The 24,313-nt window shown below is 68.1% G+C and carries 26 protein-coding genes; 14 read left to right on the top strand and 12 right to left on the bottom strand.

What is annotated here, in order from left to right; all coding sequences use genetic code 11:
• Positions 1–244, top strand: a 244-nt coding sequence (locus ACQFZP_RS17875) for a sugar phosphate isomerase/epimerase family protein (protein WP_249312711.1), incomplete at its 5' end; no start/stop codon positions are given.
• Positions 245–258: 14 nt separating this feature from the next.
• Here ACQFZP_RS17875 and ACQFZP_RS17870 read toward each other — a convergent pair.
• Positions 259–759, bottom strand: coding sequence for an Lrp/AsnC family transcriptional regulator (locus tag ACQFZP_RS17870; protein ID WP_104310324.1), 501 nt, complete (start codon positions 757–759; stop codon positions 259–261).
• Between the two features lie 91 nt (positions 760–850).
• Here ACQFZP_RS17870 and ACQFZP_RS17865 point away from each other — a divergent pair, with 91 nt between their 5' ends.
• The 4 genes from ACQFZP_RS17865 to deoC all read left to right on the top strand — a co-directional run bounded on the left by ACQFZP_RS17865 (position 851) and on the right by deoC (position 3,860).
• Positions 851–1,483, top strand: coding sequence for a YitT family protein (locus ACQFZP_RS17865; protein WP_211892294.1), 633 nt, complete (start codon positions 851–853; stop codon positions 1,481–1,483).
• 619 nt (positions 1,484–2,102) lie between these two features.
• Positions 2,103–2,708 (top strand): GNAT family N-acetyltransferase, encoded by a 606-nt coding sequence (locus ACQFZP_RS17860; protein WP_211892293.1) that lies wholly within the window; start codon positions 2,103–2,105, stop codon positions 2,706–2,708.
• A 34-nt stretch (positions 2,709–2,742) separates the two neighbouring features.
• Positions 2,743–3,168, top strand: a complete 426-nt coding sequence (locus ACQFZP_RS17855; RefSeq protein ID WP_211892292.1) for an organic hydroperoxide resistance protein — start codon at positions 2,743–2,745, stop codon at positions 3,166–3,168.
• On the top strand, positions 3,168–3,860 hold the full coding sequence (gene deoC / locus ACQFZP_RS17850) for a deoxyribose-phosphate aldolase (RefSeq protein ID WP_211892291.1): 693 nt from the start codon (positions 3,168–3,170) through the stop codon (positions 3,858–3,860). Before ACQFZP_RS17855 ends, deoC begins: the two co-directional genes overlap by 1 nt.
• Positions 3,861–3,953: 93 nt before the next feature.
• Here the strand turns inward: deoC and ACQFZP_RS17845 are convergent, their stop codons facing one another.
• From ACQFZP_RS17845 to ACQFZP_RS17830, 4 genes are all read right to left on the bottom strand, one after another.
• Positions 3,954–4,331 carry a hypothetical protein gene (locus ACQFZP_RS17845; RefSeq protein WP_104310328.1) on the bottom strand — a complete coding sequence of 126 codons (378 nt, stop codon included), beginning with the start codon at positions 4,329–4,331 and terminating at the stop codon, positions 3,954–3,956.
• Complete coding sequence (locus ACQFZP_RS17840; protein ID WP_211892290.1) at positions 4,331–5,386, bottom strand: DUF2599 domain-containing protein; 1,056 nt, start codon at positions 5,384–5,386, stop codon at positions 4,331–4,333. Before ACQFZP_RS17840 ends, ACQFZP_RS17845 begins: the two co-directional genes overlap by 1 nt.
• A gap of 154 nt (positions 5,387–5,540) precedes the next feature.
• Positions 5,541–6,176, bottom strand: coding sequence for a GntR family transcriptional regulator (locus tag ACQFZP_RS17835; RefSeq protein ID WP_211892289.1), 636 nt, complete (start codon positions 6,174–6,176; stop codon positions 5,541–5,543).
• Positions 6,173–7,234 carry a cation diffusion facilitator family transporter gene (locus tag ACQFZP_RS17830; RefSeq protein WP_211892288.1) on the bottom strand — a complete coding sequence of 354 codons (1,062 nt, stop codon included), beginning with the start codon at positions 7,232–7,234 and terminating at the stop codon, positions 6,173–6,175. The genes ACQFZP_RS17835 and ACQFZP_RS17830 overlap by 4 nt, the downstream gene beginning before the upstream one ends.
• Before the next feature lie 87 nt (positions 7,235–7,321).
• Here ACQFZP_RS17830 and ACQFZP_RS17825 point away from each other — a divergent pair, with 87 nt between their 5' ends.
• Positions 7,322–7,657 carry a chorismate mutase gene (locus tag ACQFZP_RS17825; RefSeq protein ID WP_104251534.1) on the top strand — a complete coding sequence of 112 codons (336 nt, stop codon included), beginning with the start codon at positions 7,322–7,324 and terminating at the stop codon, positions 7,655–7,657.
• A 27-nt stretch (positions 7,658–7,684) separates the two neighbouring features.
• Here the strand turns inward: ACQFZP_RS17825 and ACQFZP_RS17820 are convergent, their stop codons facing one another.
• Positions 7,685–8,872 carry a MalY/PatB family protein gene (locus tag ACQFZP_RS17820; RefSeq protein ID WP_211892287.1) on the bottom strand — a complete coding sequence of 396 codons (1,188 nt, stop codon included), beginning with the start codon at positions 8,870–8,872 and terminating at the stop codon, positions 7,685–7,687.
• 99 nt (positions 8,873–8,971) lie between these two features.
• Between ACQFZP_RS17820 and ACQFZP_RS17815 the strand changes: the two genes are divergently transcribed.
• Positions 8,972–10,273: an O-acetylhomoserine aminocarboxypropyltransferase/cysteine synthase family protein gene (locus ACQFZP_RS17815; protein WP_307852990.1), complete on the top strand. Its 1,302-nt coding sequence runs from the start codon at positions 8,972–8,974 to the stop codon at positions 10,271–10,273.
• A 43-nt stretch (positions 10,274–10,316) separates the two neighbouring features.
• On the opposite strand, the gene ACQFZP_RS17810 is transcribed toward ACQFZP_RS17815, so the two are convergent.
• A complete protein-coding gene (locus ACQFZP_RS17810; RefSeq protein WP_211892286.1) occupies positions 10,317–10,853 on the bottom strand; it encodes a CGNR zinc finger domain-containing protein in 537 nt (178 codons plus the stop codon).
• A gap of 26 nt (positions 10,854–10,879) precedes the next feature.
• Between ACQFZP_RS17810 and ACQFZP_RS17805 the strand changes: the two genes are divergently transcribed.
• Together ACQFZP_RS17805 and ACQFZP_RS17800 are read left to right on the top strand one after the other, a co-directional pair.
• A complete protein-coding gene (locus tag ACQFZP_RS17805) occupies positions 10,880–11,179 on the top strand; it encodes a hypothetical protein (protein WP_211892285.1) in 300 nt (99 codons plus the stop codon).
• Between the two features lie 103 nt (positions 11,180–11,282).
• Positions 11,283–11,750 carry a hypothetical protein gene (locus ACQFZP_RS17800; protein WP_211892284.1) on the top strand — a complete coding sequence of 156 codons (468 nt, stop codon included), beginning with the start codon at positions 11,283–11,285 and terminating at the stop codon, positions 11,748–11,750.
• Positions 11,751–12,000: 250 nt separating this feature from the next.
• On the opposite strand, the gene ACQFZP_RS17795 is transcribed toward ACQFZP_RS17800, so the two are convergent.
• Positions 12,001–12,465, bottom strand: a complete 465-nt coding sequence (locus ACQFZP_RS17795; RefSeq protein ID WP_151421980.1) for a DIP1984 family protein — start codon at positions 12,463–12,465, stop codon at positions 12,001–12,003.
• A gap of 53 nt (positions 12,466–12,518) precedes the next feature.
• Positions 12,519–12,911, bottom strand: coding sequence for a hypothetical protein (locus ACQFZP_RS17790; protein WP_211892283.1), 393 nt, complete (start codon positions 12,909–12,911; stop codon positions 12,519–12,521).
• A gap of 161 nt (positions 12,912–13,072) precedes the next feature.
• Here ACQFZP_RS17790 and ACQFZP_RS17785 point away from each other — a divergent pair, with 161 nt between their 5' ends.
• The 3 genes from ACQFZP_RS17785 to ACQFZP_RS17775 all read left to right on the top strand — a co-directional run bounded on the left by ACQFZP_RS17785 (position 13,073) and on the right by ACQFZP_RS17775 (position 16,995).
• A complete protein-coding gene (locus ACQFZP_RS17785) occupies positions 13,073–14,146 on the top strand; it encodes an aminotransferase class V-fold PLP-dependent enzyme (protein ID WP_211892282.1) in 1,074 nt (357 codons plus the stop codon).
• A 32-nt stretch (positions 14,147–14,178) separates the two neighbouring features.
• Positions 14,179–15,855, top strand: coding sequence for a threonine/serine ThrE exporter family protein (locus ACQFZP_RS17780; RefSeq protein WP_211892281.1), 1,677 nt, complete (start codon positions 14,179–14,181; stop codon positions 15,853–15,855).
• Between the two features lie 99 nt (positions 15,856–15,954).
• Complete coding sequence (locus ACQFZP_RS17775) at positions 15,955–16,995, top strand: NAD(P)-dependent alcohol dehydrogenase (protein ID WP_104310341.1); 1,041 nt, start codon at positions 15,955–15,957, stop codon at positions 16,993–16,995.
• Between the two features lie 219 nt (positions 16,996–17,214).
• On the opposite strand, the gene ACQFZP_RS17770 is transcribed toward ACQFZP_RS17775, so the two are convergent.
• Positions 17,215–18,396, bottom strand: coding sequence for a Gfo/Idh/MocA family protein (locus ACQFZP_RS17770; protein WP_104310342.1), 1,182 nt, complete (start codon positions 18,394–18,396; stop codon positions 17,215–17,217).
• 146 nt (positions 18,397–18,542) lie between these two features.
• On the opposite strand from ACQFZP_RS17770, the gene ACQFZP_RS17765 reads away from it, so the two are divergent.
• Complete coding sequence (locus ACQFZP_RS17765; protein ID WP_249312710.1) at positions 18,543–21,119, top strand: excinuclease ABC subunit UvrA; 2,577 nt, start codon at positions 18,543–18,545, stop codon at positions 21,117–21,119.
• Between the two features lie 99 nt (positions 21,120–21,218).
• Here the strand turns inward: ACQFZP_RS17765 and ACQFZP_RS17760 are convergent, their stop codons facing one another.
• Together ACQFZP_RS17760 and ACQFZP_RS17755 are read right to left on the bottom strand one after the other, a co-directional pair.
• Entirely contained in the window at positions 21,219–21,419 is a 201-nt protein-coding gene (locus tag ACQFZP_RS17760; protein ID WP_179555932.1) for a twin-arginine translocase TatA/TatE family subunit, read from the bottom strand.
• A gap of 77 nt (positions 21,420–21,496) precedes the next feature.
• Positions 21,497–22,498, bottom strand: a complete 1,002-nt coding sequence (locus tag ACQFZP_RS17755; protein WP_104310345.1) for an intradiol ring-cleavage dioxygenase — start codon at positions 22,496–22,498, stop codon at positions 21,497–21,499.
• A 170-nt stretch (positions 22,499–22,668) separates the two neighbouring features.
• On the opposite strand from ACQFZP_RS17755, the gene ACQFZP_RS17750 reads away from it, so the two are divergent.
• On the top strand, positions 22,669–24,288 hold the full coding sequence (locus tag ACQFZP_RS17750) for a phenylacetate--CoA ligase family protein (protein WP_307852988.1): 1,620 nt from the start codon (positions 22,669–22,671) through the stop codon (positions 24,286–24,288).
• Positions 24,289–24,313: the final 25 nt, after the last annotated feature.

Below are 24,313 nucleotides of genomic sequence, written 5' to 3'. Positions count from 1 at the left end.
CTGGGCTGACCCGAGGCGGGGTTGGGACTTCATCTCCACCGGGCACGGGGACGTGCCGTGGGAGGACTGCTTCCGCATGCTCAACGCGATCGGCTACGAGGGCCCGTTGTCGGTGGAGTGGGAGGACGCCGGCATGGACCGCCTCGTGGGTGCCCCTGAGGCGCTGGGGTTCGTGCGCAAGCTCTCCACGTACCGCCCGTCGGAGGCCGCCTTCGACTCGGCCTTCTCGACCAAGCAGGACTAGCGCACGACCGCGCGTCAGGCAGGCGCGGACGCGGGTGCGCCCTCGGCGATGTCGTCGAGGATTCGCGTCAAGCGGTAGGGCACCACCTCGGAGAGCGAGACCGTGGTGCTGGTCCGGGTGACGCCGGGCAGCTCGAGCATCGCCCGCGTCACCCGGTGCAGGTCGCTGGTGTCCTTCGCCACGACGCGCACGAGCAGATCGGCGTCACCGGTCGTGGAATGCACCTCCACCACCTGCGCCATCTCACCGAGCCGCGTGTATGCCTCGTCAGCGGCGTTCTGGCTGAGTGAGAGGGCCACGAACGCGGTCAGGGGAAAACCCAGCGACGTCGCGTCGAGGCGGCGACTCTCAGGGGCGAGCATCCCCTCTCGCTCGAGGCGCGCGAGCCTGGCGTGCACCGTGTTTCGTGCGACGCCCAGCTCGCGGGCGAGGGCCAGCACGGAGGCTCCCGGCTGGTGGTCGAGCGCGCGGATGATCCGCGCATCCAAGGCGTCGAAGCCGCGCTGGCTGGTCATATCTCTCCCTCGTGAACGGTCTCCTGGGCAGAATGCTCAACCCCAGCATCTTGTCTTGCGCAGACTACCTTCGGGGGGTGAAGCTTCGCGCATGACCGAAGCAGCTGTCCGTGCGCCTGAACTCGTCGAGCCCCCGCGGCACCGAGCCATCGACGACATCGCCGGCCTCGCGGTCGGTGCCCTCGTCATCTCCTTCGGGCTGTTCCTGCTCAAAGCCGGTGGGGTCGTCACGGGAGGTACTGCAGGCCTCTCGCTGCTCCTTGGCTACGTGCTGCCCATCCCCTTCGGCGTCATCTTTGTCGTCGTCAACCTGCCGTTCTTCGCGCTCGCCGCGAGGGGAAAGGGGTGGCGGTTCGTCGCGCGGAGTCTCGTCTCCATCATGCTCGTTTCGCTGCTCACCTCACTGCACGCCTCCGCGGTCGGGCCGCTGGAGCTGCACCCCGTCTACGCGGCGGTTCTCGGCAACGTGCTCTGCGGGGTCGGGTTGCTGATCCTCTTCCGGCACAACTCGAGCCTCGGCGGCTTCACGGTGGTCGCGCTCGTCGTGCAGGAACGGTTCGGCTTCCGCGCTGGGTACGTGCTGCTCGCGCTCGACCTGTGTGTCGTGCTCGCATCGTTCACGGTCCTCGCGCCCGTCCTGGTGCTGGTCTCTGCGCTGGGCGCCGCAGTCCTGAGCAGCATCATCATGCTGAACCACCGCCCGGGGCGCTATCGAGCGACCTGACATTCGACGTCGGTTGATGTCGGTCCCGGCATCTCTGCACTGCAGAAGGGCGGCGAACCCGATGGGTTCGCCGCCCTTGGACTCCCACAAGGCAGAAACGCATGCGCGCGATTGCCTCGTGAAAGTAGTGATGGGCACCAACCTCCCCCGAAGTTGGTGCCCATCGTCCCCTGCCGCGGTCGCCGTGGCGAGTGATGCAGTTGGGCGTCGTCCCCCGATGACGCCCGCCCCGATGTCGATTGGGGCCCGCAATTCCTCAAACCGGGCGTTACACGCCGGCGCGGGGAGTATTTGGTTGCTCTCTGTTCCGTTGTTGATCTTGAGCCGAGACTCGAGATCGGGGGAGGTGATGTCGGTACTTCCAAACCATGCTTCGCTTTCGCGGAGCGGCTCGGATTGAGCTTGTCTCGCTCATCACTGGAAGGAAACTAACACGACATGTGGCCGCAAATGCACTCCTTGGGGGTCCGAATAGGCGCATTTAGTCCATGGATATCGTCCGCGTGCCGTCTGGTCGGTCGGGATCGCAGAATCCGTCTCTGACCAGGGGAGTTTCGGAAAAGGCAGCTGGACCGATCCACGCAGTGGGCGCGGCGGCTGTGTCGTGTTTTATGGACCTATGCAGCTTGATCCCCAGAAGTCGCTCCGCGGTCGCCACGTCGTGCTCCACCCTGCTGACAGTGCGGGGTGGGCGGAGCTCGGCGATGTCCTGTGCGTGCCAGAGGTGTTCGCGTCCGGATGGGGTGGGGGGCCAGCTGGGCTTCCGGCTCGCTCAGACTGGGTCGAGTGGGTGGCGGACTACACGCCCGGGCCACAGCTCGGCTGCACCTACATCATCCGAGCGGAGGGTGGGCCCCTCCATGGCCGTGCAGTCGGGACCACCTCGATCGGGCGTGTCGACCTCGCCAGCCAAGCGGCGGAGATCGGATGGACCGCGTACGATCCGGCCGTCTGGGGCAGCGTCGTGAATCCCGCGACCAAGCTCGTCCTGCTCGACCACCTCTTCGAGGTCGGATTCGGGCGCGTGGCGTTCAGCGCGGACAACCGCAACGAACGCTCGCAGGCGGCCCTCGCGAAGCTCGGCGCGACTCGGGAAGGCGTGCTGCGTCGGCACCGCCCTCGTGCAGATGGGAGTTGGCGAGACACGGTTCGCTTCTCGATCATCGAGTCGGAGTGGCCAGACGTCCGCCAGGGCCTTCTGGCGCGCGTCGAGCGCGGGGACTGAGCGTTTCCTTCACGAGTCGTGGTTCCATGGACTCATGACGACTCCTGTGTACACCGCAATTGCCCACGCTTCCGGTGGTGGCCGCGACGGCCACGTGCGTTCGGAAGACGACCGCATCGACCTCGACACGCGTCCCCCCGAGGAGATGGGCGGCAGCGGCGAGGGCACCAATCCAGAGCAGCTCTTCGCGGCCGGCTACTCGGCCTGCTTCCTCGGCGCGTTCCATGCCGCGGGCAAGCAGCTCGAGAAGGATACGAAGGATGCGGCGGTCTCGACCTCCGTGGGGATCGGCAAGCGCGAGCCCACGGGCTTCGAGCTCTCGGTCGTCCACGACGTGTACGCGCCGAACCTCTCCGCCGAGGAGACCGCCGAGGTCGCTCGCGTCGCGCACGAGGACATCTGCCCGTACTCGCACGCCACCCGCGGCAACGTCGACGTGCAGATCAACGTCGTCAGCTGATGACCGAGCTCAACGGACAGACGAACCCTGCCGACCAGGTCACGAGGGCCGAGCTGGCCAGCATCGTGGACCACACGCTCCTGAAGACGGACGCGACGCCAGACCAGGTCGTCGCTCTCCTCAACGAGGCCAAGGTGCTCAACGCGTTCTCGATCTGCGTCTCACCCAACATGCTGCCCGTGCAGGGTGAAGCCGGAGACGTGAAGATCGCGACCGTCATCGGTTTCCCATCCGGGAAGCACCACTCGGCGATCAAGGCCGCAGAAGCCGCGAGAGCTGTCGCGGACGGGGCTGACGAGCTCGACATGGTGATCGACATCGGCATGCTCAAGGCGGGCCGCGCCGACCTCGTGCAGGCCGACGTGGCTGCAGTGCGCGTGGCGGCGCCGCACGCCCTGCTCAAGGTCATCATCGAGTCCGCGGCCCTCACGGACGACGAGATCGTCGCCGCGTGCGAAGCCTCCGAGGCTGCCGGTGCCGACTACGTGAAGACGTCGACGGGGTTCTCGGCGGCCGGAGGAGCATCGACCCACGCCGTCGCGCTCATGAGGAAGACGGTCGGCGAGCGGCTCGGCGTGAAGGCGTCTGGCGGAATCCGCTCGACGGCTGACGCGCTTGCCATGGTCGAGGCGGGTGCGTCGCGGCTCGGGCTGTCCGGTACGGCAGCCGTTCTCGACGGCCTGCCCGCCTAGGCACTCGCTTGCGCGCGAAACGCGCGTCGCCCCTTCGGGCGACGCGCGTTCCGCATGTGTGGCGCTCATTCTGCGACGTGCAGGCGCGGACGCCTACTCGGAGGTCCCTGCGTTCCGGAGCATGTACTCGACGTACTCCTTATCCTCTGAGGGAATATCTTGCTTCCAGCGAATGATGAAGATGTCGCGAATCTGCACGTCATCCTCAATTCGGGCTGCGTCCGCGTCCTCTTTCGAAGAGAACTTGAAGGCATCCGCCTGGTCTGAGCTGAATGCCTCCACACACGCGCCTGCACCTTCACAGGCCTGCGCTGTCACGTCCTCCTGTGACGTCAGGATCGTCGCGGCTTCTGTATCCCAAACTCCCGCGAGCGTCACGTCGTCCCGCAGGTAATCGCAAGCAGTCAGGAGAACTCCGGGCACGACCAGCAGAACTGCACACGACATCCACTTCAACGCCTGGTGCTTCACTAGGGATTTCCGTTGGAGTAGTTCCAGTTGCACTTGTGCCGGAAGACCTCGTGCCAGTTCTCCTTGGGGAGCGATGGGCGATACGGCTCCAGGTCCCAGGTCGGGTTCGTCAGCACATCGATGCCGTAGACCGCGTGGCAGTAATACTGCTGCCGGGTCGAATGGTTGATGTTGTATCGACCAGGCGACCTGTTCGCGAACTCATTCCATCCATCGGCCATGATGATCGACAAGCCGATGTTGGGGGCCTGGGGCGTGTTCACCGCACCCATGCGGATCGCGCGATTCCAGCCGGATGGTTTCAGGACGTGCACGCCATTGATCCATCTGACGTAGTCGAACAGGTTGGTGCCCCAGAACGGGTCGGCGACGACTGGGTACTGGAAGTCGCCGGCCAGATGCTCCACGACCTGGACGACCTGGGTTCCTGTCACCTCGTAATGCGTTGGAACCTCGACGCCGTTCGCGTCCTTGGCCCAGGCCGGCGCCACTCCGCCGAGCAGTGAGCCGTCGGCCGCACGCAAGAAGAGCGCACCGTCGTCGGACTCCTGAATGTAGGAGAGACCTTCTGCGTCGAATTCGTAGGGAATCTCCTGGGTCGTGGTCCCTTCCGCGATGGTCGAGACCACCTGCACCGAGCCGTCTTCCTTGACCACCGCGGTGGAGCTGATGCCACTCGCGTGATCCGCGAAGAGCGTCCCTTCGTTCGTGATGTCGGCTGGCGTCTCTGCCCCCGTCGCCTGCACGAGGGACATCGTGACGGCGCTGCCGTCGGTTGGATCCACCTCGATGGAGCTCGAGCTGGCTTCCAAGGAGACGGTCATTCGCTCCGTCTGGTCGCCTCCGGGGTCGATCTCCGCGGTCGCTTCGGAGTCGCTGGCGATGATGTCCTCATGGAGGTTGTCGAAGACCTCCGGCGTGACCTCCTCGATGGCCTCCTGCGACTCCGATTCGCTCGGTGTCTCCCCTGCCTGGTCTGCCTGTGCGGGCGCGGCGCTCATGATGGCGATGCCCATGAGCCCGGCCAGCGCGGCGGCTGCAACTTTTCGTTTCATGTTCCCCCCGGTTCGAAAGTGCTACTTATGAGTAGCGCGATCGACCTTACAGGGAATGAAGAAGAATTTGGCCCGGTCCATGACTACGCACGAGAATGCCGACGTGTCCCGGACCCGTGCGCCGTCGTGCTCTCGTTCGGGCGCTTCGGGCGCTTCAGGCGCGGGTCAGATGTTGGTGCACCGCCGCGTGGATGCCCTCGATGTCGCCCTGCTCTGTGAGTTCGACGAGGGCTTCGTGGTGTGTGCTGAAGTCGCCGTGGGATGGATGCGCGCCGACGCCGTGCGACGAGCAGATCAGCGACTCGGTGGCGATCGTCGCGTACGCGCGGGAGAGTCGCGAGTTGCCGGCGCTGTCCACGAAGCGGCTGTGGAACTCGTAGTCGAGGCGCAGCGAACGCGCCTCCTGGTCCGCTCGGATGGCGGCGCTGAGTTCGGCGGCAATCGAGGACAGTGCGGCTGCGATGCGTGCGCGCTCGCCCGCTGGCTTGGCGGCGATCACGGCTGCCGCGGCGCATTCGAGCACCTCGCGGGCCGCGAAGATCTCCGCTGCGTCATCGTCGGTCAGCTCGCGGACGAACACCCCGCGGTTGCGTCTGCTCTCGAGGAGGCCCTCCTGCACGAGTCGCTGCAGGGCTTCGCGGACCGGTCCCCTGGACACCTGGAAGTCGCCGGCGAGGCGCGCCTCGTTCATCTGAGCGCCGGGCGCGTAGCTGCCATCGACGACGCGTTCGCGGAGATGCTCGGCGATGATCGCCGAGGTCGGCTGACTCTGCAGGCCTGTGGATGTCATGAGTGCAGCTGCCCCGAGTGCGCCTCGTGCCCGACGTGGGCGGCCGGTTCCACCTGGAACGTGCTGTGGCTCGTCTCGAAGTGCTCTTTCAAGCACGCGTCGAGTTCGCAGAGCACGGCGTCGAGTCCACGCTCGTCGAGGGCCTCTGGCGCGACGACGACGTGGGCCGAGAACATGGGGACCCCGGAGGTGATGGTCCACGCGTGGACGTCGTGCACATCCACGACCCCCGGAACGGAGCGGAGGTGCTCGCGGGTGGCATCGAGGTCGACGTTCTTCGGCGTCGCCTCCATGAGCACGTCGACGACTTCGCGGAGGAGGCTGATCGCCCTGGGGAAGATGAGGAAGGCGATGAGGATGGATGCGATCTGGTCGGCGACCATCCACCCCGTCACCCAGATGACGATGGCGGCGATGATGACGGCGACGGACCCCAGCAGGTCGCCGAGCACCTCGAGGTACGCGCCGCGCACGTTGAGGCTCTCCTTCTGTCCAGAGCGAAGCACCAGCAGGGACACGAGGTTCGCGAGGGCGCCGATGACGGCGGCGGCCAGCATGATGCCCGACTCGATCTCGACCTCCTGTCCGAATCGTCGGATCGCCTCGATGAAGATCGTCACGGCGATGACGCCGAGGATGAGGCCGTTGGTGAGGGCGGCGAGCACCTCGGCGCGCTGGAAGCCGAAGGTCCGGCGCGAGGATGCGGGCAGTGTCGCGACGTAGCTCGCGAGCAGCGCGACGGTGACGCCGGCCGCATCGGTCAGCATGTGTCCGGCGTCGGCGAGCAGGGAGAGCGAGTTCGAGGCGAAGGCGCCGACCACCTGCACGAGGAACACGCTTGCGGTGATCGCGAGCACGATGACGAGCTTCTTGCGGTGCTTGCCCGTTGCTGTGGTGTGGTCGCCAAGGCCGTGGCTGTGACCGTGCCCGTCATCACCCTCGGTCGCGCGGTCGACGCACGGATGTGCGGGGCTGAACGCCTCGCCGCCCGCGTGGTCGTGCTCGGACGGGTGGTCGCCGTGGTGGCTGGCGTCGTCTGGCTCGTGGGGGAGGGGCATGTGCTCAGGGTAGTCCGACTGTCGATTGTTGACAATCAGTGGCTCGATGACTTCTCGTCGGTTCGTGACCCCCGCTAGGCTCGTCCCATGCCTTCTTCGACCGACGCCCCCACTCACGCAGAGCACGCGGCGGATGACGCGGCACTGCGTCGCCTGACCTCGATCCGGGGAAGCATCGACAACATCGACGCCGCGCTGGTGCACATGCTCGCGGAGCGCTTCAAGTTCACCACCCTCGTCGGTGAGCTGAAGGCTGAATACGGCCTCCCGCCCGCGGACCCCGACCGGGAGCGTCGTCAGATCCTCCGATTGCGTCAGCTCGCGGAGGAGTCGCACCTGGACCCCGAGTTCGCGGAGACCTTCATCAACTTCATCATCGCCGAGGTGATCCGCCACCACGAGCGCATCGCCGAGCAGGGCTAGCGGTCGAGGGGTCGCTCGCGCCGGCTCCTAGCGAGCGGCGAGCGCATCCGCCATGCGCTGGATGATCTCCTCCAGCACCGGCTTGGGGGTCGCGAAGACGATGCGCACGTACTGCTCGAAGCCGGCCCCGCAGGAGGCGCCCGCCGTGAGGGTGACGCCGGCGTTGTCGAGGAAGAACTTCGCAGGCGGGCCCTCGATGCCGAGCGCTGACACGTCGAGCCAAGCGACGTAGGTCGACTCGGGCACGATGGTGCGCACGCCGGGGAGGTGCTCGGCGATGAGCGCGAAGAGGAGCTCTCGGTTCTCGATGAGCGCCCCGTTGACGTCGTCGAGCCACTCGTCGCTGCTGCTGTACGCGGCTTCGGCCGCGAAGGCGCCGAGGATCGAGGACCCCCAGACGACGCCGAAGCCGAACGTTCGGTAGTGCTCGAGGTCGTCGTCATTCGTGAAGATGATCTGGGCGGATTTGAGGCCGGCGACGTTCCAGGCCTTCGAGGCGGCCGTCGACGTCACGGAGTGACGCGCGGCTTCGGCGGAGATGGATGCGTAGGGGATGTGTGGCGGCCCGTCGAGGGTGAGGGGCGCCCAGATCTCGTCGGCGAAGACGCGGCCGCCGCCGCGTTCGACGATGTCGGCCAGGCGGAGCAGCTCCTCGCGCGTGTAGATCGCGCCGGTCGGGTTGTGCGGGTTGACGAGGACGACGTTCGCAGGCCCGTTCGCGAAGGCGCGCTCGATGCCGTCGAAGTCGAGCGTCCACCGGGCGCCCTCGATCACGCCGGGCACTTCGATGGTCTCGCGCCCCTGCAGCGCCTCGGTCACGAGGAACGGCATGTAGGCGGGCGTCGGCACGATGATGGGGGAGCCCGGCGCGGTGAAGTGGCGCACGAACACGTCGAAGGCGCCCATGACGTCGGCGATGTGGTGGATGCGCTCGGGTTCGACCGCCCACCCGTAGCGTCGTTCGAAGTAGGCGGATGCCGCGGCCGTGGTCCGCGCCCAGGTCGGCGGGGCGAGGTAGCCGAGCTCGTCCTTGGCGACGGCGCCGAGGATCGCCTCGCGCACGTTCGGGGCCGTCCCGAAGTCCATCTCGGCGACCCACGCGCCGATCGTGCCCTCGTTGAGGCTCCACTTGCGACTGTCGGGGCGATCGAGCTCGTCGCGGGTGATCGCGTCGAAGCGCGAGGTGGACTCGGTCGTGCTGGTGGGCGAGGGCATGGGGGAAGCGTAGCCACGTGAACGCTCGGGGCCCTCCGCGTATTTCCAAAGGTTTCGCCGCGGCTCCAAAAGCCGACGCGACTTCCGTACGTTGACCGTGTGGCCATTGAAGAGCGAAACGAACAGACCTTTGCGACCAGGCAGATCCACGCCGGCGCAGTCGTCGACAGCGACGTCGGCGCGCGTGTGACCCCGATCTACCAGAGCGCGGGGTACGTCTTCCCGTCGTACGACGAGGCAGAGGCGCGCTTCTCCGGTGAGAGCGTCGGGCGGGCGTACTCGCGCGGCGACAATCCGACGAACGTCGTCGCCGGCAAGCGCATCGCGAACCTCGAGGGTGGACGAAACGGCCTCGTCGTCTCGAGCGGGCAGGCGGCCATCGCGATGACGCTCTTCTCGCTGGCCGCATCCGGTGACCACATCCTCTCCACGGCCAGCCTGTACGGCGGCACGCGTCAGCTCTTCGATGGCAGCCTCACTCGGCAGGGCCTGAACTTCGAGTTCCTCACGGCCGAGGCGACCGAAGAGGACTGGCTCGCCCGGGTGCGTCCGGAGACGCGCGCCGTCTACACCGAGTCGATCCCCAACCCCAAGAACGACGTCGTCGACCTCGAGCTCCTCGGCCGTGTCGCGGCGAAGGCTGGCGTTCCGCTCATCGTCGACAACACGGTCGCGACGCCCTACCTGTGTCGGCCCATCGAGTGGGGCGCCGACATCGTGATCCACTCGACATCGAAGTGGCTGTCAGGCCACGGCTCCGTCATCGGGGGCGTCATCGTCGACGCCGGCAAGTTCGACTGGGCGGCGAACTCGGAACGGTTCCCGCACTTTACGAAAGGCTCCTTCGAGGGGGCGCCGTCGTTCATCGAGCGATACGGCGCCGACACGTTCATCAGCTACGTGAAGTCGGTGACGGTGCTCGACTACGGCCCCACGGTGCCGCCCACGAGCACGTTCCTGCTGCTGCACGGCATCGAGACGCTGTCGCTGCGGATGGAGCGGCACGTCGAGAACGCGCAACGCGTCGCGGAGTGGCTCGAGGCGCGTCCCGAGGTCGGCTCGGTCGACTACTCGGGCCTGTCGTCGAACGCCTACTACGAGCTCGCGCAGAAGTACCTCCCGGATGGGGCCGGTTCGGTCGTCTCGTTCGACCTGCCGGGTGGGCCGGAAGCGGCGCGGAAGTTCGTTGAGGCTCTCGAGCTGGTCAGCCACATGACGCACATCGGCGACGTGCGGACGCTCGCGCTGCACATGCAGTCGACGATCTTCAAGCGCTCCTCGCAGGAGCAGCGCGACGAGGCCGGGGTGACGCCAGGGCTCATCCGCCTCTCCATCGGCATCGAGGGGATCGACGACATCCTCGCCGACCTCGAGCGGGGACTCGCGGCGACCAGGGCGTAACCGGGCGCGCGCATCCCGCCTGCCGGTCGCACCGGTTGCCCCATCACGCACGTTCGCGGGCCCGGTGCCGGCGAACGGCGGCCCGGTTCGCGCATCGCACCGAGCAGTACCGCTGGCGCCCGTTGCGAGTCGTGTCGACGACCACGTTCCTGCACTCGTCGCCGGCGTCCAGTCCGGCTGCGCACCTGCTCAGGCGGTGCATCCCGCGGGTGGTGAGGTGCAGTGCCGTGCCCACGGTGATCACCGCCAGCAGGATCTCGGGCAGCGACATGTCCCAGTCCCGGTAGTGGAGGTGCCACCCCTCGCTGTCGTGGTTCGTGAGGCGCGGGTAGGCCGTCGCGGAGGCCATGAGGGTGTTCAGCACGTCAGCGCGCTGCTCGTCGGTGGGCGCATCCACGACCCTGAGCCAGTCGTCGACCACCGCGCGTGTGCGCGTGTGGTCGTCGGCCTCGGGCGGGAACGGCATCGTCATGCCGTGTTCGCGAGTTCGGGCGAGCAGGGCAGGGCGGTCCGCTGGCCAGTCGTTGGCGAGGGATGCGGCGAGTTCGACCGCGTATTCACCGTAAGGGTTGAGATGCATAAGGCTATTACACCAGGCTCGAGGGTATGAAGAAGCTGACCCCCGCAGGCGACTCCGCAACACGCCCCATCCGACTCCCGAACTCGGCCCGCCGCGGCCACCAGGACTCCCGCCTTCACCAGGACTCCCGCGCATCCGCAACGGGCTGCGTCGAGCACGGCTGGACGACGGCATCGCGCCACTCGACCTCGCTCGGCACGGTGATCTACAGCGAATGCGCAACCTGCGGGGCGCACCGGGCCGAGCTGCTCGAAGCTCGCTCCCTCTTCCCAGCACCCATCTCGCACACGATCGCGAGCGCCCCGGCGCGATCCGCTCGTGCGTGAGTGCGCGCACGCGGTCCGGCCGCCCCGCATCCATCTTCGGGATGACCAAGTTCACCACTTCGGATGACGCGTTCGACCCGGTCCAACACCTAGGGTCGATGACGTGCACCCCCGTCGAGCCGTCGCCTTCGCCGCCCTCAGCGTGCTCGCCGCGACATCGCTCTCGGCGTGCGCGACGCCAGAGCCCGTGCGGCTGCTCGACCACCTCTCGGTGAACGAGCTCTCGGCCACGATGGAGATCGACGAGCTGCTCCCCGACGACGCATCCGCGTTTGTGCTCGGCTGCCCATACAGCAACGTGGACACGCTCGCCGCGGACTCCGGCATCGACCGCAACCTGTTCCGCATCGGCGACCGCCACCTGCCCGGGCTCAACACCGACGGCCCGATCGCCCTGCTGCCGGTCATCGACGGCAAGGTGCGTCCGGGGGTGTCCTACAACACGCAAGACGTGTCCATGTGCGGGACGCACGACACGACGGTCGTCGAGCGAGGCTCCACCCTCACGTTCGCTCAAGACGGCTACGGGCAGTGGTTCGCTGTCTCCGTGCAGTCAGGCACGCAGGTCTGAGGCGCCGTTGCCCCGGCCAGACGCGGTGAGGTCCCCGATCCCGCCCTCGGCGTCCGGCCAGCACATGGTGATGAGGTGTCCTGCGTGCGCGGTTCCCGGTGAGGGGTGCTGGGCTGAAGTGTGACGGCCGAAGCCGTGACGCTGCCCACCGCGTCGACAGGTGGACTGGAAACCGCCAGCCCTCGGTGTGTGCTCGCGCCGTTCGCCTACCGACTCACCGCGTCTTCGTTCGCATGCTGGTCCTCGGGGCTCAGGCCTCGAGGAGCTCGACCTCCCAGTTCGTGCGTTGGATGACGACGTCGAGCTCGCGCAGCGCCTGAGCGACACCGTCCGCCTTGGCTCGCACGTCGCGAACAGGCAGGGCCGACATCTGCCGCAGCTCGCTGCGCATCTGCCGCTGCCCCCACGACCCCGCCGCCGCATCCGCCGCCCGAACCAGGATGCTGTGCTGACTGCGCAGCGTCTCGCGCGCCGCGAGGAGGGCCGTTATCGTGCGCCCGTCCTCCGTCGGCGCGGTGGCGTTCGTGATGTTGATCGATGTGACGAGTCGCTCGAGCTGCAGCAGGCGCGTCGCGCACTCGTCGAGGAGCTCGGCGGCGTCTTCCGTCGGCTGCTCACCCTCCTGGTAGGAGGCGTTCGCGACGATGCGAGCCTGCAACGACTCGATGCGCTTCTGCAGGTCGGCGCGCTCCAGGAGCGCTTCGGCGAGTTTCATACGCCTAACGTTCTCATGAGGCGGCTGGCTCGATGGTGGCAAGCTCTGCCGCCTCAGGCATTGATCATGACCTCAGCGTTCGAAGGGCCTCCGCAGATGTCCGTGTCGACGCGCTGCCATTCCGGTGGGATGAGCGTGTCGGTGATCACTGCGCCGTCGATGTCGAACTGGCGCACGGTGAGTTGTTCAGGATGGTACATGTCGACCGAGAATTTCCAGATGCCTCCGCTCGCGTCGCCGCTCGTGGGTAGCACTCCGCCAGTGAGCGCGAGATCGTCCCCAAGCGTGGAGATGCACGTCCCCTCGGGGCAGACCTCGACGGCGGCTATGCCGGAGTGGTCGCCCACGAAAACGAGCGTGAGCGTGTCATGCCAGCCGACCGCAGGGCAGGCGGCGATCGGAGGTGCCGCGCAGGCGCCAAGGCTGATTGCTGCGGTAAGCGCCACGATGCTCGCGCCTGCGTGTCGCGACCGGGTCCGGACCGTGACGAGATGAGCGTCGCTGTCTCGGCATTTCATGGCCAGAGGCTAGCGCGTGATCGGCAGCGGTGCGCGGTGGATATGCGGAGTTTCCGGGATGCCCCGCGCGGGGTCGCTAGCCTGGCGACATGTCCTGGATCTACTCGGCCGCCTTCTCTGCGGAGCCCCTCTACCTGAACACCGCGTCGATGGGTCTGCCGCCGCAGGCGACGACGGAAGCCTTGACGCGTGAACTGGTCGGCTGGAGTGCGGGGCGCAGGCAGGCGAACGACTACGACGGCACCGTCAGTCGGTCGCGGCAGCTCTACGCGGAGCTCGTGCACGTGCCCGCCCCGTGGGTGGCGATCGGCAATCAGGTCTCACCCCTCGTGGGGCTCATCGCCGCATCCGTGCCCGATGGCGCCGAGGTGCTCTTCGCGGAGAACGACTTCACAAGCATCAGCTTCCCGTTCGCGGCCCACGCCGACCGGGGGCTGCGCCTGCGCGAGGTGCCCGTGCACCGCATCGCGGAGGAAATCGGACCGGAGACGGTGTGGGTTGTCGTGTCGGCCGTGCAGTCGCGCACCGGCGCCGTCGCCGACCTCGACGCCATCGACGCCGCCGCTAAGCGGCACGGCGCACGCACCCTCATCGACCTCACGCAGTCCGCCGGGTGGAAGGACGTCGACGCGAGCCGGTTCGATGCGACCGTGTGCGCCGCCTACAAGTGGCTGCTCTGCCCACGCGGCACCGCGTTCCTGACGCTCACCCCGGAACTGCACGAGCGCATCCGCCCCCTCGCCGCGAACTGGTACGCGGGCGAAGACCCCTGGTCGAGCATCTACGGGCTGCCGCTCCGTCTCGCCGCCGACGCACGCCGCTTCGACGTCTCGCCCGCCTGGCACGCGTGGGTCGGTACGGAGGCCTCGCTCGAATTCCTGCTCAGCATCGGTGCGCCCGAACTGGAGGCGCACGCGCTCGAAGTGAGCGCCGCGTTCGCGTCTGCGGCGGGGCTCCCGGATGCACGCTCCGCGATCCTCGCCCTCGCCCCCGTCGAGGGAGCTGCGGACGAGATCAGGGACACGCTCGAGCGGCTCGACGTCATGGCCGCGAACCGCGCCGGTAACTTGCGACTCTCCTTCCACGTCCACAACACCGCCGAGGAAGTCGAGCCGCTCGGCGCGGCGCTGAGAGGCCTCGTGCACATCGTCACAGGGCGCTGACGCGGACCCCATCCCGCAACTAGACTCCCGCCGTGCGCGGTAAGAACTTCTTCGACAACCTGGCCAGAAAGGTCGGCGGCAAGACCCCGTCGACGACTGTCGGGCGCCGCGCGCAGCGGGCCCTCCTCGCCGAACGCAGCATCCGCGAAGTCCTCGAACTGGCCGTGCGCGTCGGCGAGACGATGCTCGCCCTCGGCGCGTCGGCGACCGATGTGACCGACGCCATCCGCCGCACCACGAAGGCCTTCGGCGTCGACTGCCAGATCGACCTCACGTTCACGTCGATTCTCGTCGTCCACGACGGTGTCAACGACGGGGCCGGCATCAGCCTGCTGCGCGTCGTCAACAGCCGCCTGCCCGACTACGACCGCCTCACCCGCGTCATGGAGCTGTCGCGCGAGATCGCCGCCGACCCGAACGACATCGACGTCGCCGAGACGATCGACGACCCGGCCAAGCTCGAGGAGGCCCTCAACCAGCTCGAGTCGTTCCACCAGCGCCTCGACGAGATCCTCGTCGCCCCGCAGCGATTCCGCCGCTCGATGGTCACCCTCTGGCTTGCGCTCATGGCGGGAGGCGTCGGCTTCCTCCTCGGCGGCGGCCCCCTCGTGTGCCTCCTCTCAGCAGCGACGACGGTGGTCGTCGACCTCGTGCTGCAGGCCCTCGGCCGCTGGGGCCTGCCCGCCTTCTTCCTGCAGATCGCCGGCGCCGCCATCGCGACTGGCGTCGCCGTCGGCCTCCTCGCGGCGCTCCCCGTGCTCCCCGGCGAATTCGCCGCCCTCCCGCCCGCGCTCGTCGTCGCATCCGGCCTGGTCGTGCTGCTCGCCGGGATGTCGTTCGTCGGCGCCGCCGACGATGCCATCAACGGCTTCCCCATCACCGCCATGGGGCGGCTCCTCGAAGTGGTGCTGCTCACGCTGGGCCTCATCGTCGGCATCGCCATCGTGCTCGACGTGGCCCGCGGCCTCGGCATCGACCTGCGTCTCGTCGAACGGTCCGTGCAGCCCTGGCCGTCTGCCGTGCAGGTCATCGGCGCCGCCATCGCGGCCGCCGCCTGGGCGCTCGCCTCCTACGCGACCATGCGCACCGCGTTCGTCGTCATGATCTTCGGCGGCATCGCCTACCTCGGCTACGACGTGCTCGTCACCGCAGGCACGGAGCCGCTCGTCGCGACCGCCGTGCCAGCGCTGATCATCGGCATCCTGGGCGAAGGCCTCTCCCGCAAGCTGCACATCCCCGCCACCATCACAACGGTCTGCGGCACCGTGCCGCTGCTGCCAGGCCTCGCCATCTACCAGGGCATGCTCGACATCACCTCGAGCGACTCCTCCGACGACGGCGTGCTGCGACTCGTGCAGGCAGGCTCCATCGGCATCGGAATCGCCGGCGGCGTCACCCTCGGCCGCTTCCTCGCCCGCCAGTTCAGGACCCGCCGTCGCCGCCGCAACGCGACGCCGGAAGCGAAGGTCATGTCCAAGCGGCAGTTCCGCGGCACCGCAAGTGCCGGACCGGAGACACGCGCGCTGTACATGATCCCCGATGAGGTCGCCGTCGGCCTCGAGACCGGCATGCTGCGCATCGTCTCGGTCGACGAGGTCGTGGATGCAGGGCAGGCGGACGCCGAAGCCGCCGCGCCTCCCGCGCCTTCAGCCCGTCCGCATCCCAACGTCGCCCTCAAACGAGGCGACCTGAGCGCCCGCGGGGAATGACTGTCGGAGGCGAGGCATAGAGTCTCCTCGGTCCCGCCGCGCTCTGAGAACCGGAGCAGGCGAGCGAACGACCTCCAAGCACAACCCGAAGGAGCACGAATGACGACCGCGAAGGCATACGCCGCCCCCTCAGCAACCGAGCCGCTCGAGCCCACCACCATCGAGCGCCGCGCCGTCGGAGAGAACGACGTGCTCATCGACATCGCATACTCCGGCATCTGCCACTCCGACATCCACACGGTGCGCGGCGAATGGGGCAAGGTGCCGTACCCGCTCGCCCCCGGCCACGAGATCGTCGGAACCGTCGCCGAAGTCGGAAGCGGCGTCACCAAGCACAAGGTCGGCGACCGTGTCGGCGTCGGCTGCATGGTCAACTCCTGCCGCGAGTGCGACAACTGCAAGGCCGGCTCCGAGCAGTACTGCACCAACGGCAACGTCATGACGTACGGAGGCAAGGACCGCGACGGCAGCATCACGCAGGGCGGCTACGCCACGAACGTGGTCGTCGACGCCGACTTCGTGCTCAGCGTTCCCGAGAGCATCCCCTACGAGAAGGCCGCGCCGCTGCTCTGCGCCGGCGTCACCACCTACTCGCCCCTCGCGCACTGGCAGGCGGGCCCAGGCAAGAAGGTCGCCGTCGTCGGCATGGGCGGCCTCGGCCACATGGCCGTGAAGATCGCCGTCGCCATGGGCGCCGAGGTGACCGTGCTCTCGCAGACCCTCAGCAAGCAGGAAGACGGGCTGCGCTTCGGCGCCAAGCACTACTACGCGACGAGCGACGAGGCCACGTTCTCCGAGCTGCGGAACACGTTCGACCTCATCATCAACACGGTCAGCGCGAACCTCGACATCGACCAGTACCTGAACCTGCTGACGCTCGACGGCACCATGGTCTACGTCGGCGCACCAGCCCAGCCCATCCCCGTGACCGCGTTCACGCTGTTCAACAACCGCCGCTCCTTCGCGGGGTCGACGATCGGCAGCATCCGCGAGACGCAGGAGATGCTCGACTTCTGCGCCGAGCACGACATCGCACCCGAGGTCGAGCTCATCGAAGCGGCCCAGATCAACGAGGCCTACGAGCGGGTCCTGAAGTCTGACGTCCGCTACCGCTTCGTGATCGACGCGACGACCTTCTAGCGGCGGCGCGGCCGCCGCTCTCGGCCAGACTGAGGTCTCGGGCTGGAGAACTCGCCTCGTGATGGGAACCTTCCCGCAACGAAGTGAGTTCCCCAGCCCGAGTCTCGTTGGGGGAGTGCCACGGGGTTTCGGGATGGGAAAGTCGCTACGTGCTGGAGAACTTTCGGCAACGAAGCGAGTTCGCCAGCCCGAGTCTCGTCGGCAGTCGGCAGTCGGCAGCTACGCGCGGGCGGGGACGTCGTGCCAGCGGCCGTCTTCGATGGAGGCCTCTGCGGCCTCGACGATCTGCGCGGCGACGAGCCCATCGGCGACCGACGGCGCGACCTGCTTGCCGGTGACGACGCTCTCCAGGAAGCGGGCGGCCTCGATGGTCTTGAGGTCGTCGAAGCCCATGCCGGTTCCGCCGCCCGGCTGGAAGCGGTGGAACTCGCCGTGGCCGGGGGACATGTAGACGGTCGTGTAGCCGTAGGGGTTCGATGAGTCGAGGCAGACCTCGAGCTCGTTGAGGCGCTGGAAGTCCCACCGCAGCGAACCGTTCGTGCCGTAGACCTCGAGGGCGTACTCGGCGCGGGGCCCGCGCATGATGCGGCTGGAGTCCATGATGCCGATGGCGCCGTTGTCGAAGCGCATGAGCAGTGCCGCGTAGTCCTCGTTCTCGACGGGCTTCAGCTCGCCCGTACCCGGCGCCGAACGGTCGACGATGCCCGTGCCCGGCGCGGGGCGCTCGGTGATGAACGTCTCCGCCGTCGCCGAGACGCTGCCGATGCGGCCGACGACGTGCTGGGCGAGGTCGAGGCCGTGCGAGAGGAGGTCTCCGAGCACGCCAGAGCCGGCGCGTTCGCGTTCGAACCGCCACGTGAGCGGCGCGAGGGCGTCGGATGAGTAGTCGGCGAGGAGCGCGCCGCGCACGTTCGTGACCCGGCCGATCGCGCCCTCTTCGATGAGCTGTTTCATGTGCGCGATCGCGGGGGCGTTGCGGTAGTTGAACCCGACGGCGGTGACGATGCCGGCTGCATCCACTGCGGATGCGATGCGCCGCGAGTCGGACGCGTAGCGTCCCATGGGCTTCTCGATCCAGAACGGCTTGCCTGCTTCGGCGGCCGCGATCGCCATCTCTGCGTGGAGGAAGTTGGGCGAGCAGATCGAGACGACGTCGACTTCGGGGTCGGCGAGCACCTCGTGGTAGTCGGCGACGGTGCGCTCGAAGCCGAGGCGCTCCTCGGCCTGCGCGCGTGCCTCTGGCACGGGGTCGGCGGCGACGACGAGGCGCGTCTTGATGCCGAGCTCTGGGAAGTGGTCTGGCACGGCGCGGTAGGCGCGCGAGTGGAGGCGGCCCATCCAGCCGACGCTGATGAGGCCGACCCCGATGGTGCGGGGGCTGGTGGCGGTCTGGTCTGTCATGGGAACTCCTTTGTCCAGGTTGGAGCTGTCATATGTTCGGACAACGAGACATTTCTACTCCGTTCGCTCCCGTCGTAGCTCTGCGTAACCTTGCGTTACCTGAAGGCGCCCAGTTTCGGCGCACGCACGGCCGTCATGCTGGGTCGATGGTTTTCGCCGAGGGACAGATGTCAGCTGGGGCACCGGATCGAGTGGTCGTGCGGGGCGCGCGCGAGCACAACCTTCGCGGCGTGAACGTGGACATCCCGAGGAACGCGCTGGTCGCATTCACCGGCGTCTCCGGTTCGGGGAAGAGCTCGCTCGCCTTCGGCACGCTGTACGCGGAGGCGCAGCGCCGCTACTTCGAGTCGGTCGCTCCGTACGCGCGCCGCCTGATGAACCAGGTCTCCCCACCCGACGTCGACTCGGTCGAGGGCCTGCCGCCGGCGGTCGCGCTCCCGCAGCAGCGGGGCGGTGGCAGTGCGCGCTCGACGGTCGGCAGCACCTCCACGATCGCGAACGTCGTGCGGATGCTCTTCTCGAGGGTGGGCGAGTACCCGGCGGGCGCGCCCATGCTGCTCGCGGAGGACTTCTCGGCGAACACTGTGCAGGGTGCCTGCCCGAACTGCCACGGCCTCGGCCGTGTCTACGAGGTGCCGGAATCGCTCATGGTCCCAGATGCGTCGCTCAGCATCCGCGATGGGGCGATCGCCGCCTGGCCGACTGCCTGGCACGGCAAGCAGCTGCGCGACAGCCTCGTCTCGCTCGGCTACGACATCGACATCCCGTGGCGCGAGGTGCCCGCCCAGCAGCGGTCGTGGCTGCTGCACACGACCGAGAAGCCGCAGGTGCCGGTGTTCACGGGCAGGTCGCCGGCGCAGGTGCGCGCGGCTGTCGCGGCGGGAGACGAGCCCTCCTATATGAGCACGTTCGTCGGCGTGAAGCGGTACGTGCTCGACACGTTCGCGAACTCGAAGAGCGAGCGGATGCGCGAGAAGGCCGCCGCGTTCATGGAGAGCGTGATCTGCCCAGACTGTCGCGGAACGAGGCTGAAGCCGGATGCGCTCGCAGTGACGTTCGAGGGGCGCGACATCACGCAGATCGCGGCGATGCCGCTTCGTGAGCTGGCCGCACTCATGAAGCAGGTGCTTGGCCCCGAGTGGAACCGCTCGCGGGGAGCAGCGCTGGCGCCCGAGCAGGTGCTCGCCGCCCGACGCCTGGCGGGCGAGCTCTGCGCTCGCCTCGCGCCGCTCTCGGACCTCGGGCTCGGCTACCTCTCCCTCGACCGGCAGACCGGCACGCTGTCCGGTGGCGAGCTCCAGCGGCTGCGCCTCGCCAACCAGCTCCTCGCCGGGCTCTTCGGCGTCGTCTTCGTGCTCGACGAGCCCTCGGCCGGCCTGCACCCCGCGGACACCGAGGCGCTGCTGGGGATCCTTCGGGGCCTCCGGGACCGCGGCAACACCGTCTTCTACGTCGAGCATTCGCTCGACGTCATCCGCGAGGCCGACTGGATCGTCGACATCGGCCCGGGGGCCGGCGCTACCGGCGGCCGAATCGTCTACTCCGGGGGTCTCGACGGCCTGCGCGGCGCCGAGGAATCGGTGACGCGTCGCTACCTGTTCGACGGCCCCGACTCTCCCAGGCCGACGATCCGCGCGCCGCGGCCCCGCGACCAGCGCGTCGCCCTCGACGGGGTCGTGCGCAACAACATCCGCGGCCTCTCGGTGGAGTTCCCGCTCGGCTGCCTGACCGCGGTCACCGGTGTCTCGGGGTCGGGCAAGACGACGCTCGTCAACCAGGCGCTCCCCGACCTGCTGCGCGCGAGTCTCGCCAGCGAGGTCGGCGAGACGACCGCCACCGACGAGCCGGACCGCAACGACCCGATGCTCGCCATCGAAGCGTCGGCGACACAGGGTCGGGCCGTCGGGCCAGCCGACCGACTCAAGCGGATCGTGCAGGTCAGCCAGGCGCCCATCGGCCGCACCTCGCGCTCGAACGTCGCGACGTACACGGGGCTGTTCGACCGCATCCGCTCGCTGTTCGCGTCGACGGATGAGGCGAAGCGGCGCCGCTACAGCGCCAGCCGTTTCTCGTTCAATCTGCCAAGCGGCAGGTGCCCGACCTGCAAGGGCGAGGGCACGATGGAGGTCGAGCTGCTCTTCCTGCCCACGGTGCAGGCGCCCTGCTCGACCTGCGGCGGCAGGCGCTACAACGCCGAGACGCTGGAGGTCGAGTTCGAGGGCTCCTCGATCGCCGACGTGCTCGACCTGAGCGTCACCGCGGCGCGAGAGAAGTTCGCCGGTCGCGCCGACGTGCTCCAGCACCTGGACGCCCTCGCGGATGTGGGCCTCGGCTACGTCTCGCTCGGCCAGCCCGCGCCTGAGCTGTCGGGAGGGGAGGCGCAGCGGGTGAAGCTCGCCTCGGAGCTGCGCCGCGCGCAGCAGGGGGACACGCTCTACCTGCTCGACGAGCCGACATCCGGGCTCCACCCCGCCGACTCCGATCGCCTGCTCGGGCACCTGCACGACCTCGTCGACCTGGGGAACACCGTCATCATGGTCGAGCACGACATGCGCGTCGTCGCGGGGGCCGACTGGGTCGTCGACATGGGGCCGGGCGCGGGGGATGAGGGCGGCGAGATCGTCGCGCAGGGCACCCCGCAAGAGGTCGCCGCGGTCGAGGGCAGCGCGACGTCCGCGTACCTGAAGGCGGCGGTGGATCGGCTCGCGGCGACTGGGGTGTGAGGGCGACGGATGCGCGGGCGAGGCTCTGCTGGCGAGCGCGGATGCGTCGGCGACCGTGAGGGATTCGGCCGACCGGCGCATCCTGTCGTCACGAGGGTCTCAGCGCCCGCGCGGGGCTGAACCGTCCGCACCGCCGGCCTCTGGCGTCAGCTCCGTGTCGAGGTCGCGCACCTCCGTCTTGAGGATGCGCATCGACTGACCGACGCTCTTCGCGAGGGCCGGCAGCTTCGATGCGCCGAAGATGAGCACGATGATGGCGAGCACGGCGATGCCGTGCCAGCCCGTGAGGTTCGCGAGCATGATGGTCGCCTTCCTTTCTGTGGGTCTGTCGGGGTCGCGGGCGCTTGAAGTGCTCCGCCAGATGGGATGCGCGGGGCTCAGCTGCCGGGGCCTCCAGAGTTTCCGGGGCCGCCGGAACCGCCAGGCCCACCTGCGCCCCCGCCGCCTGACGGCGCGGCTCCCGCGGTCGGGGCGGTCGCGGTGTCGACGCGCACGGTGAGTGCGACGTTGTAACCGCTTGTCGCATCGCCCGTGACCGTCGCGAGCTGCAGCGCACCGCCGTCGTCGCCGAACACGTTGTCGGAGTCGAGGCTGACCTGCGCCAGGTTGGACGCGGATCCCTCGTAGCCGGCGAGCGCGTAGACGGCGCTCGAGGCGTACTCGGGCAGGGCGACCTGCGAGGTCGAGATGGCGTTCGTCGACTCGGTGATGTCGTCGATCGTGGGGTACACCTCGAAGTGGATGTGCGGCCATCGCCCCGTGTAGCAGGCGGGGAAGATCGAGGTGAAGGTGACGCTGCCAGAACCGTCGGCGACCTGCACGCCGCGCAGGAACGTCTCGTTCTCGATACCCTCCGAGTACATGGAGTAGCCGCCGGTCGCGTCGCAGTGCCAGACGTACACGGCGACGTCCTCGAAGGGCCGGTCGCCGTTCGCCATGTCGAGCACCGTCAGGGTGAGGGTCATGGGCACGCCGGCCGCGGCCATGGTGCTGCCGATGCTCGTGCGGATGTCGCTGCGCACGACCCCGGACTGCTCGAGCACGTCGGCACCGTTCGAGCCATCGCCGGGGTAGGGGCCGGCCGTCTCGTCGGGGATCTCGCTCGCTGGCAGGGAGCCTGCCGTCGCTGTGGCGCTCGCGGAGGGGGTGGCGCTGGCGGTGGCCGTGCTCGAGGCGCCTGATCTCGTCGGCGCGCAGGCGGCGAGTGCGACCGTCCCGACTCCGACGCCGAAGACGCTGAGCAGTCCCCGCCGCGACATGAGCGTGCCGAGGTCGAACGCGACGCCCTGGTCGACGACCTCCTCGTCTGCGCGGTCGAGGAGCCTGCCTTCGTAGGCGGGGCCGTCCGGCGTGAGGTCGGGCTCGGGGATCTTGATCATGGTGACTCTCCTGGTCTGTTTCACGGAACTTCGGACAGCCTCGGTTGTTCCTCAGGCAGGGGGCTATGGCGCAGCTATGTCTGAGCTATGGCGGAGATCCCAGGCCGAATGTCCGTGGCTCGTGCTTAGCTATGCGCACACTTCAGGGAAGACGTGAACGGGGGAGCGACGTGACTCAGCAGCTCGATGTCCGGGAAGAGAGATCAGGCAGCACGGCGGCGCCGGGACCAGCCGGTCTGCAGCGTGCGTCGAAGCTCCGGCAGTCCCTCCTCCGGCTCGGGTCTGGGGCGCTCACGAAGACCTACGACCTGTACCACCTGCATCCGGCCGTCTGGCGGTGGACCGCCCGCCACTACGTGCCCGCGATGGGCGACTTCGCGAAGTTCAACGCGTGGATGATCTGCCAGCGCGCGAACCTCGACGTGCCCGCCTACCAGCGGTGGCTGCACGAGAACGACTTCAGGTTCCGGTGGTGGCAGCTCTCCAGCTACCCGGAGACGAACAAGGACGACTACGTCAAGCGCTACACGGAAGACGAGCGCTGCTGGGGCGGCGAGATCGACACGATCGGCACGGTCGTCGACGAATCGAGCGGGTCGAGCGGGTCACCCTTCAACTGGATCCGCGGGCGGCACGAGCTCAAGACCATCCACAACAACGTGGCGGGATACATCACGCTGCTGTTCGGCACGAAGAAGCTCTTCGGCATCAACGCCTTCTCGATGGGCGCCTGGGCGACCGGCACAAATACCGGGCATGCGCTCTCGAAGATCTCCATGGTGAAGAACACCGGTCCAGACATCGACAAGATCGTCGACACCATCCGCCACTTCGGGCCGAAGTACCAGTACCTGGTGAGCGCCTACCCGCCCTTCCTGAAGCACCTCCGCGACCGGCTCGACGGCGAGGAGTGGTTCGACTGGTCGAAGCACCGCCTCAACGGCTTCGTCGGCGGGGAGGCGATGACGGAGGGTCTGCGCGACTACCTCGAGGAGCGCTTCGGCCGCGTCTACTCGGGGTACGGGGCCTCCGACCTCACGATCGGCATGGCCGGGGAGTCGGATGCGTGCGTGTGGCTGCGCCGCGCGATGTTCGCCGACGAGCGGCTGCGGCGGGTTCTCCTCGGCGACGACGAGTCGCGCATCCCGATGGTCTTCCAGTACAACCCCCTCGAGACCTACCTCGAGACGAACGCGAGCAACGAGCTTGTCGTGACGCTGAACTCTTCCGCAGTGCTCAGCCCGAAGCTGCGCTACAACATCGGCGACGAGGCGAAGATCCTCTCGTTCCCCGAGGTGCGAGAGAAGATCGCCGAGCTCGACCCGGCGCTGTCGAGGGCATTCCACCGGGCGTTCGCGGTGCAGCGGATGAAGCTGCCCTTCCTCTTGCTCTTCGGTCGGAAGGACTCGACGATCTCCTACATGGGGGCCAACCTGTACCCGATCGACATCGAGAACGGGCTCTACCGCGACAACCCGCACGCCGGCGACATCGAGTCGTTCAAGCTCGGCCTGCTCGAGCTCGACGGGCACGAGCAGCGGCCCGTCGTGCACCTCCAGCTGCGCGACGGAGCGATGCTGACCGACGACGAGGTCGCGAAGCTCAGCGAGACGACCAGGCTCGGCATCGTCGAGCACCTGGCCTCGGTCTCGCGCGACTTCGCGCAGTCGCTCGACGAGGACCCGTCGACGGGCGACCTCCGCATCGAGGTGCATCCCTTCGGCACGGGGCCGTTCACGGGAGGCAACGCGAAGATCAAGAACGTCTACGTCGTCAAGAACGCCGAGTAGGCCGTGTTCACGACAGACTTCTCGA

Source organism: Pseudoclavibacter sp. Marseille-Q434 (assembly GCF_050315415.1).
Lineage (GTDB): Bacteria > Actinomycetota > Actinomycetes > Actinomycetales > Microbacteriaceae > Pseudoclavibacter.
This window is presented reverse-complemented; position numbering and strand designations above follow the sequence as displayed.

Coding starts and splice junctions, on each gene's coding strand:
- ACQFZP_RS17870 (WP_104310324.1), bottom strand. CDS start 759: ATGACCAGCCAGCGCGGCTTCGACGCCTTGGATGCGCGGATCATCCGC.
- ACQFZP_RS17825 (WP_104251534.1), top strand. CDS start 7,322: ATGCCTTCTTCGACCGACGCCCCCACTCACGCAGAGCACGCGGCGGAT.
- ACQFZP_RS17810 (WP_211892286.1), bottom strand. CDS start 10,853: ATGCATCTCAACCCTTACGGTGAATACGCGGTCGAACTCGCCGCATCC.
- ACQFZP_RS17765 (WP_249312710.1), top strand. CDS start 18,543: ATGGTTTTCGCCGAGGGACAGATGTCAGCTGGGGCACCGGATCGAGTG.
- ACQFZP_RS17860 (WP_211892293.1), top strand. CDS start 2,103: ATGCAGCTTGATCCCCAGAAGTCGCTCCGCGGTCGCCACGTCGTGCTC.
- ACQFZP_RS17760 (WP_179555932.1), bottom strand. CDS start 21,419: ATGCTCGCGAACCTCACGGGCTGGCACGGCATCGCCGTGCTCGCCATC.
- ACQFZP_RS17820 (WP_211892287.1), bottom strand. CDS start 8,872: ATGCCCTCGCCCACCAGCACGACCGAGTCCACCTCGCGCTTCGACGCG.
- ACQFZP_RS17770 (WP_104310342.1), bottom strand. CDS start 18,396: ATGACAGACCAGACCGCCACCAGCCCCCGCACCATCGGGGTCGGCCTC.
- deoC (WP_211892291.1), top strand. CDS start 3,168: ATGACCGAGCTCAACGGACAGACGAACCCTGCCGACCAGGTCACGAGG.
- ACQFZP_RS17840 (WP_211892290.1), bottom strand. CDS start 5,386: ATGAAACGAAAAGTTGCAGCCGCCGCGCTGGCCGGGCTCATGGGCATC.
- ACQFZP_RS17755 (WP_104310345.1), bottom strand. CDS start 22,498: ATGATCAAGATCCCCGAGCCCGACCTCACGCCGGACGGCCCCGCCTAC.
- ACQFZP_RS17835 (WP_211892289.1), bottom strand. CDS start 6,176: ATGACATCCACAGGCCTGCAGAGTCAGCCGACCTCGGCGATCATCGCC.
- ACQFZP_RS17775 (WP_104310341.1), top strand. CDS start 15,955: ATGACGACCGCGAAGGCATACGCCGCCCCCTCAGCAACCGAGCCGCTC.
- ACQFZP_RS17805 (WP_211892285.1), top strand. CDS start 10,880: ATGAAGAAGCTGACCCCCGCAGGCGACTCCGCAACACGCCCCATCCGA.
- ACQFZP_RS17795 (WP_151421980.1), bottom strand. CDS start 12,465: ATGAAACTCGCCGAAGCGCTCCTGGAGCGCGCCGACCTGCAGAAGCGC.
- ACQFZP_RS17865 (WP_211892294.1), top strand. CDS start 851: ATGACCGAAGCAGCTGTCCGTGCGCCTGAACTCGTCGAGCCCCCGCGG.
- ACQFZP_RS17830 (WP_211892288.1), bottom strand. CDS start 7,234: ATGCCCCTCCCCCACGAGCCAGACGACGCCAGCCACCACGGCGACCAC.
- ACQFZP_RS17785 (WP_211892282.1), top strand. CDS start 13,073: ATGTCCTGGATCTACTCGGCCGCCTTCTCTGCGGAGCCCCTCTACCTG.
- ACQFZP_RS17855 (WP_211892292.1), top strand. CDS start 2,743: ATGACGACTCCTGTGTACACCGCAATTGCCCACGCTTCCGGTGGTGGC.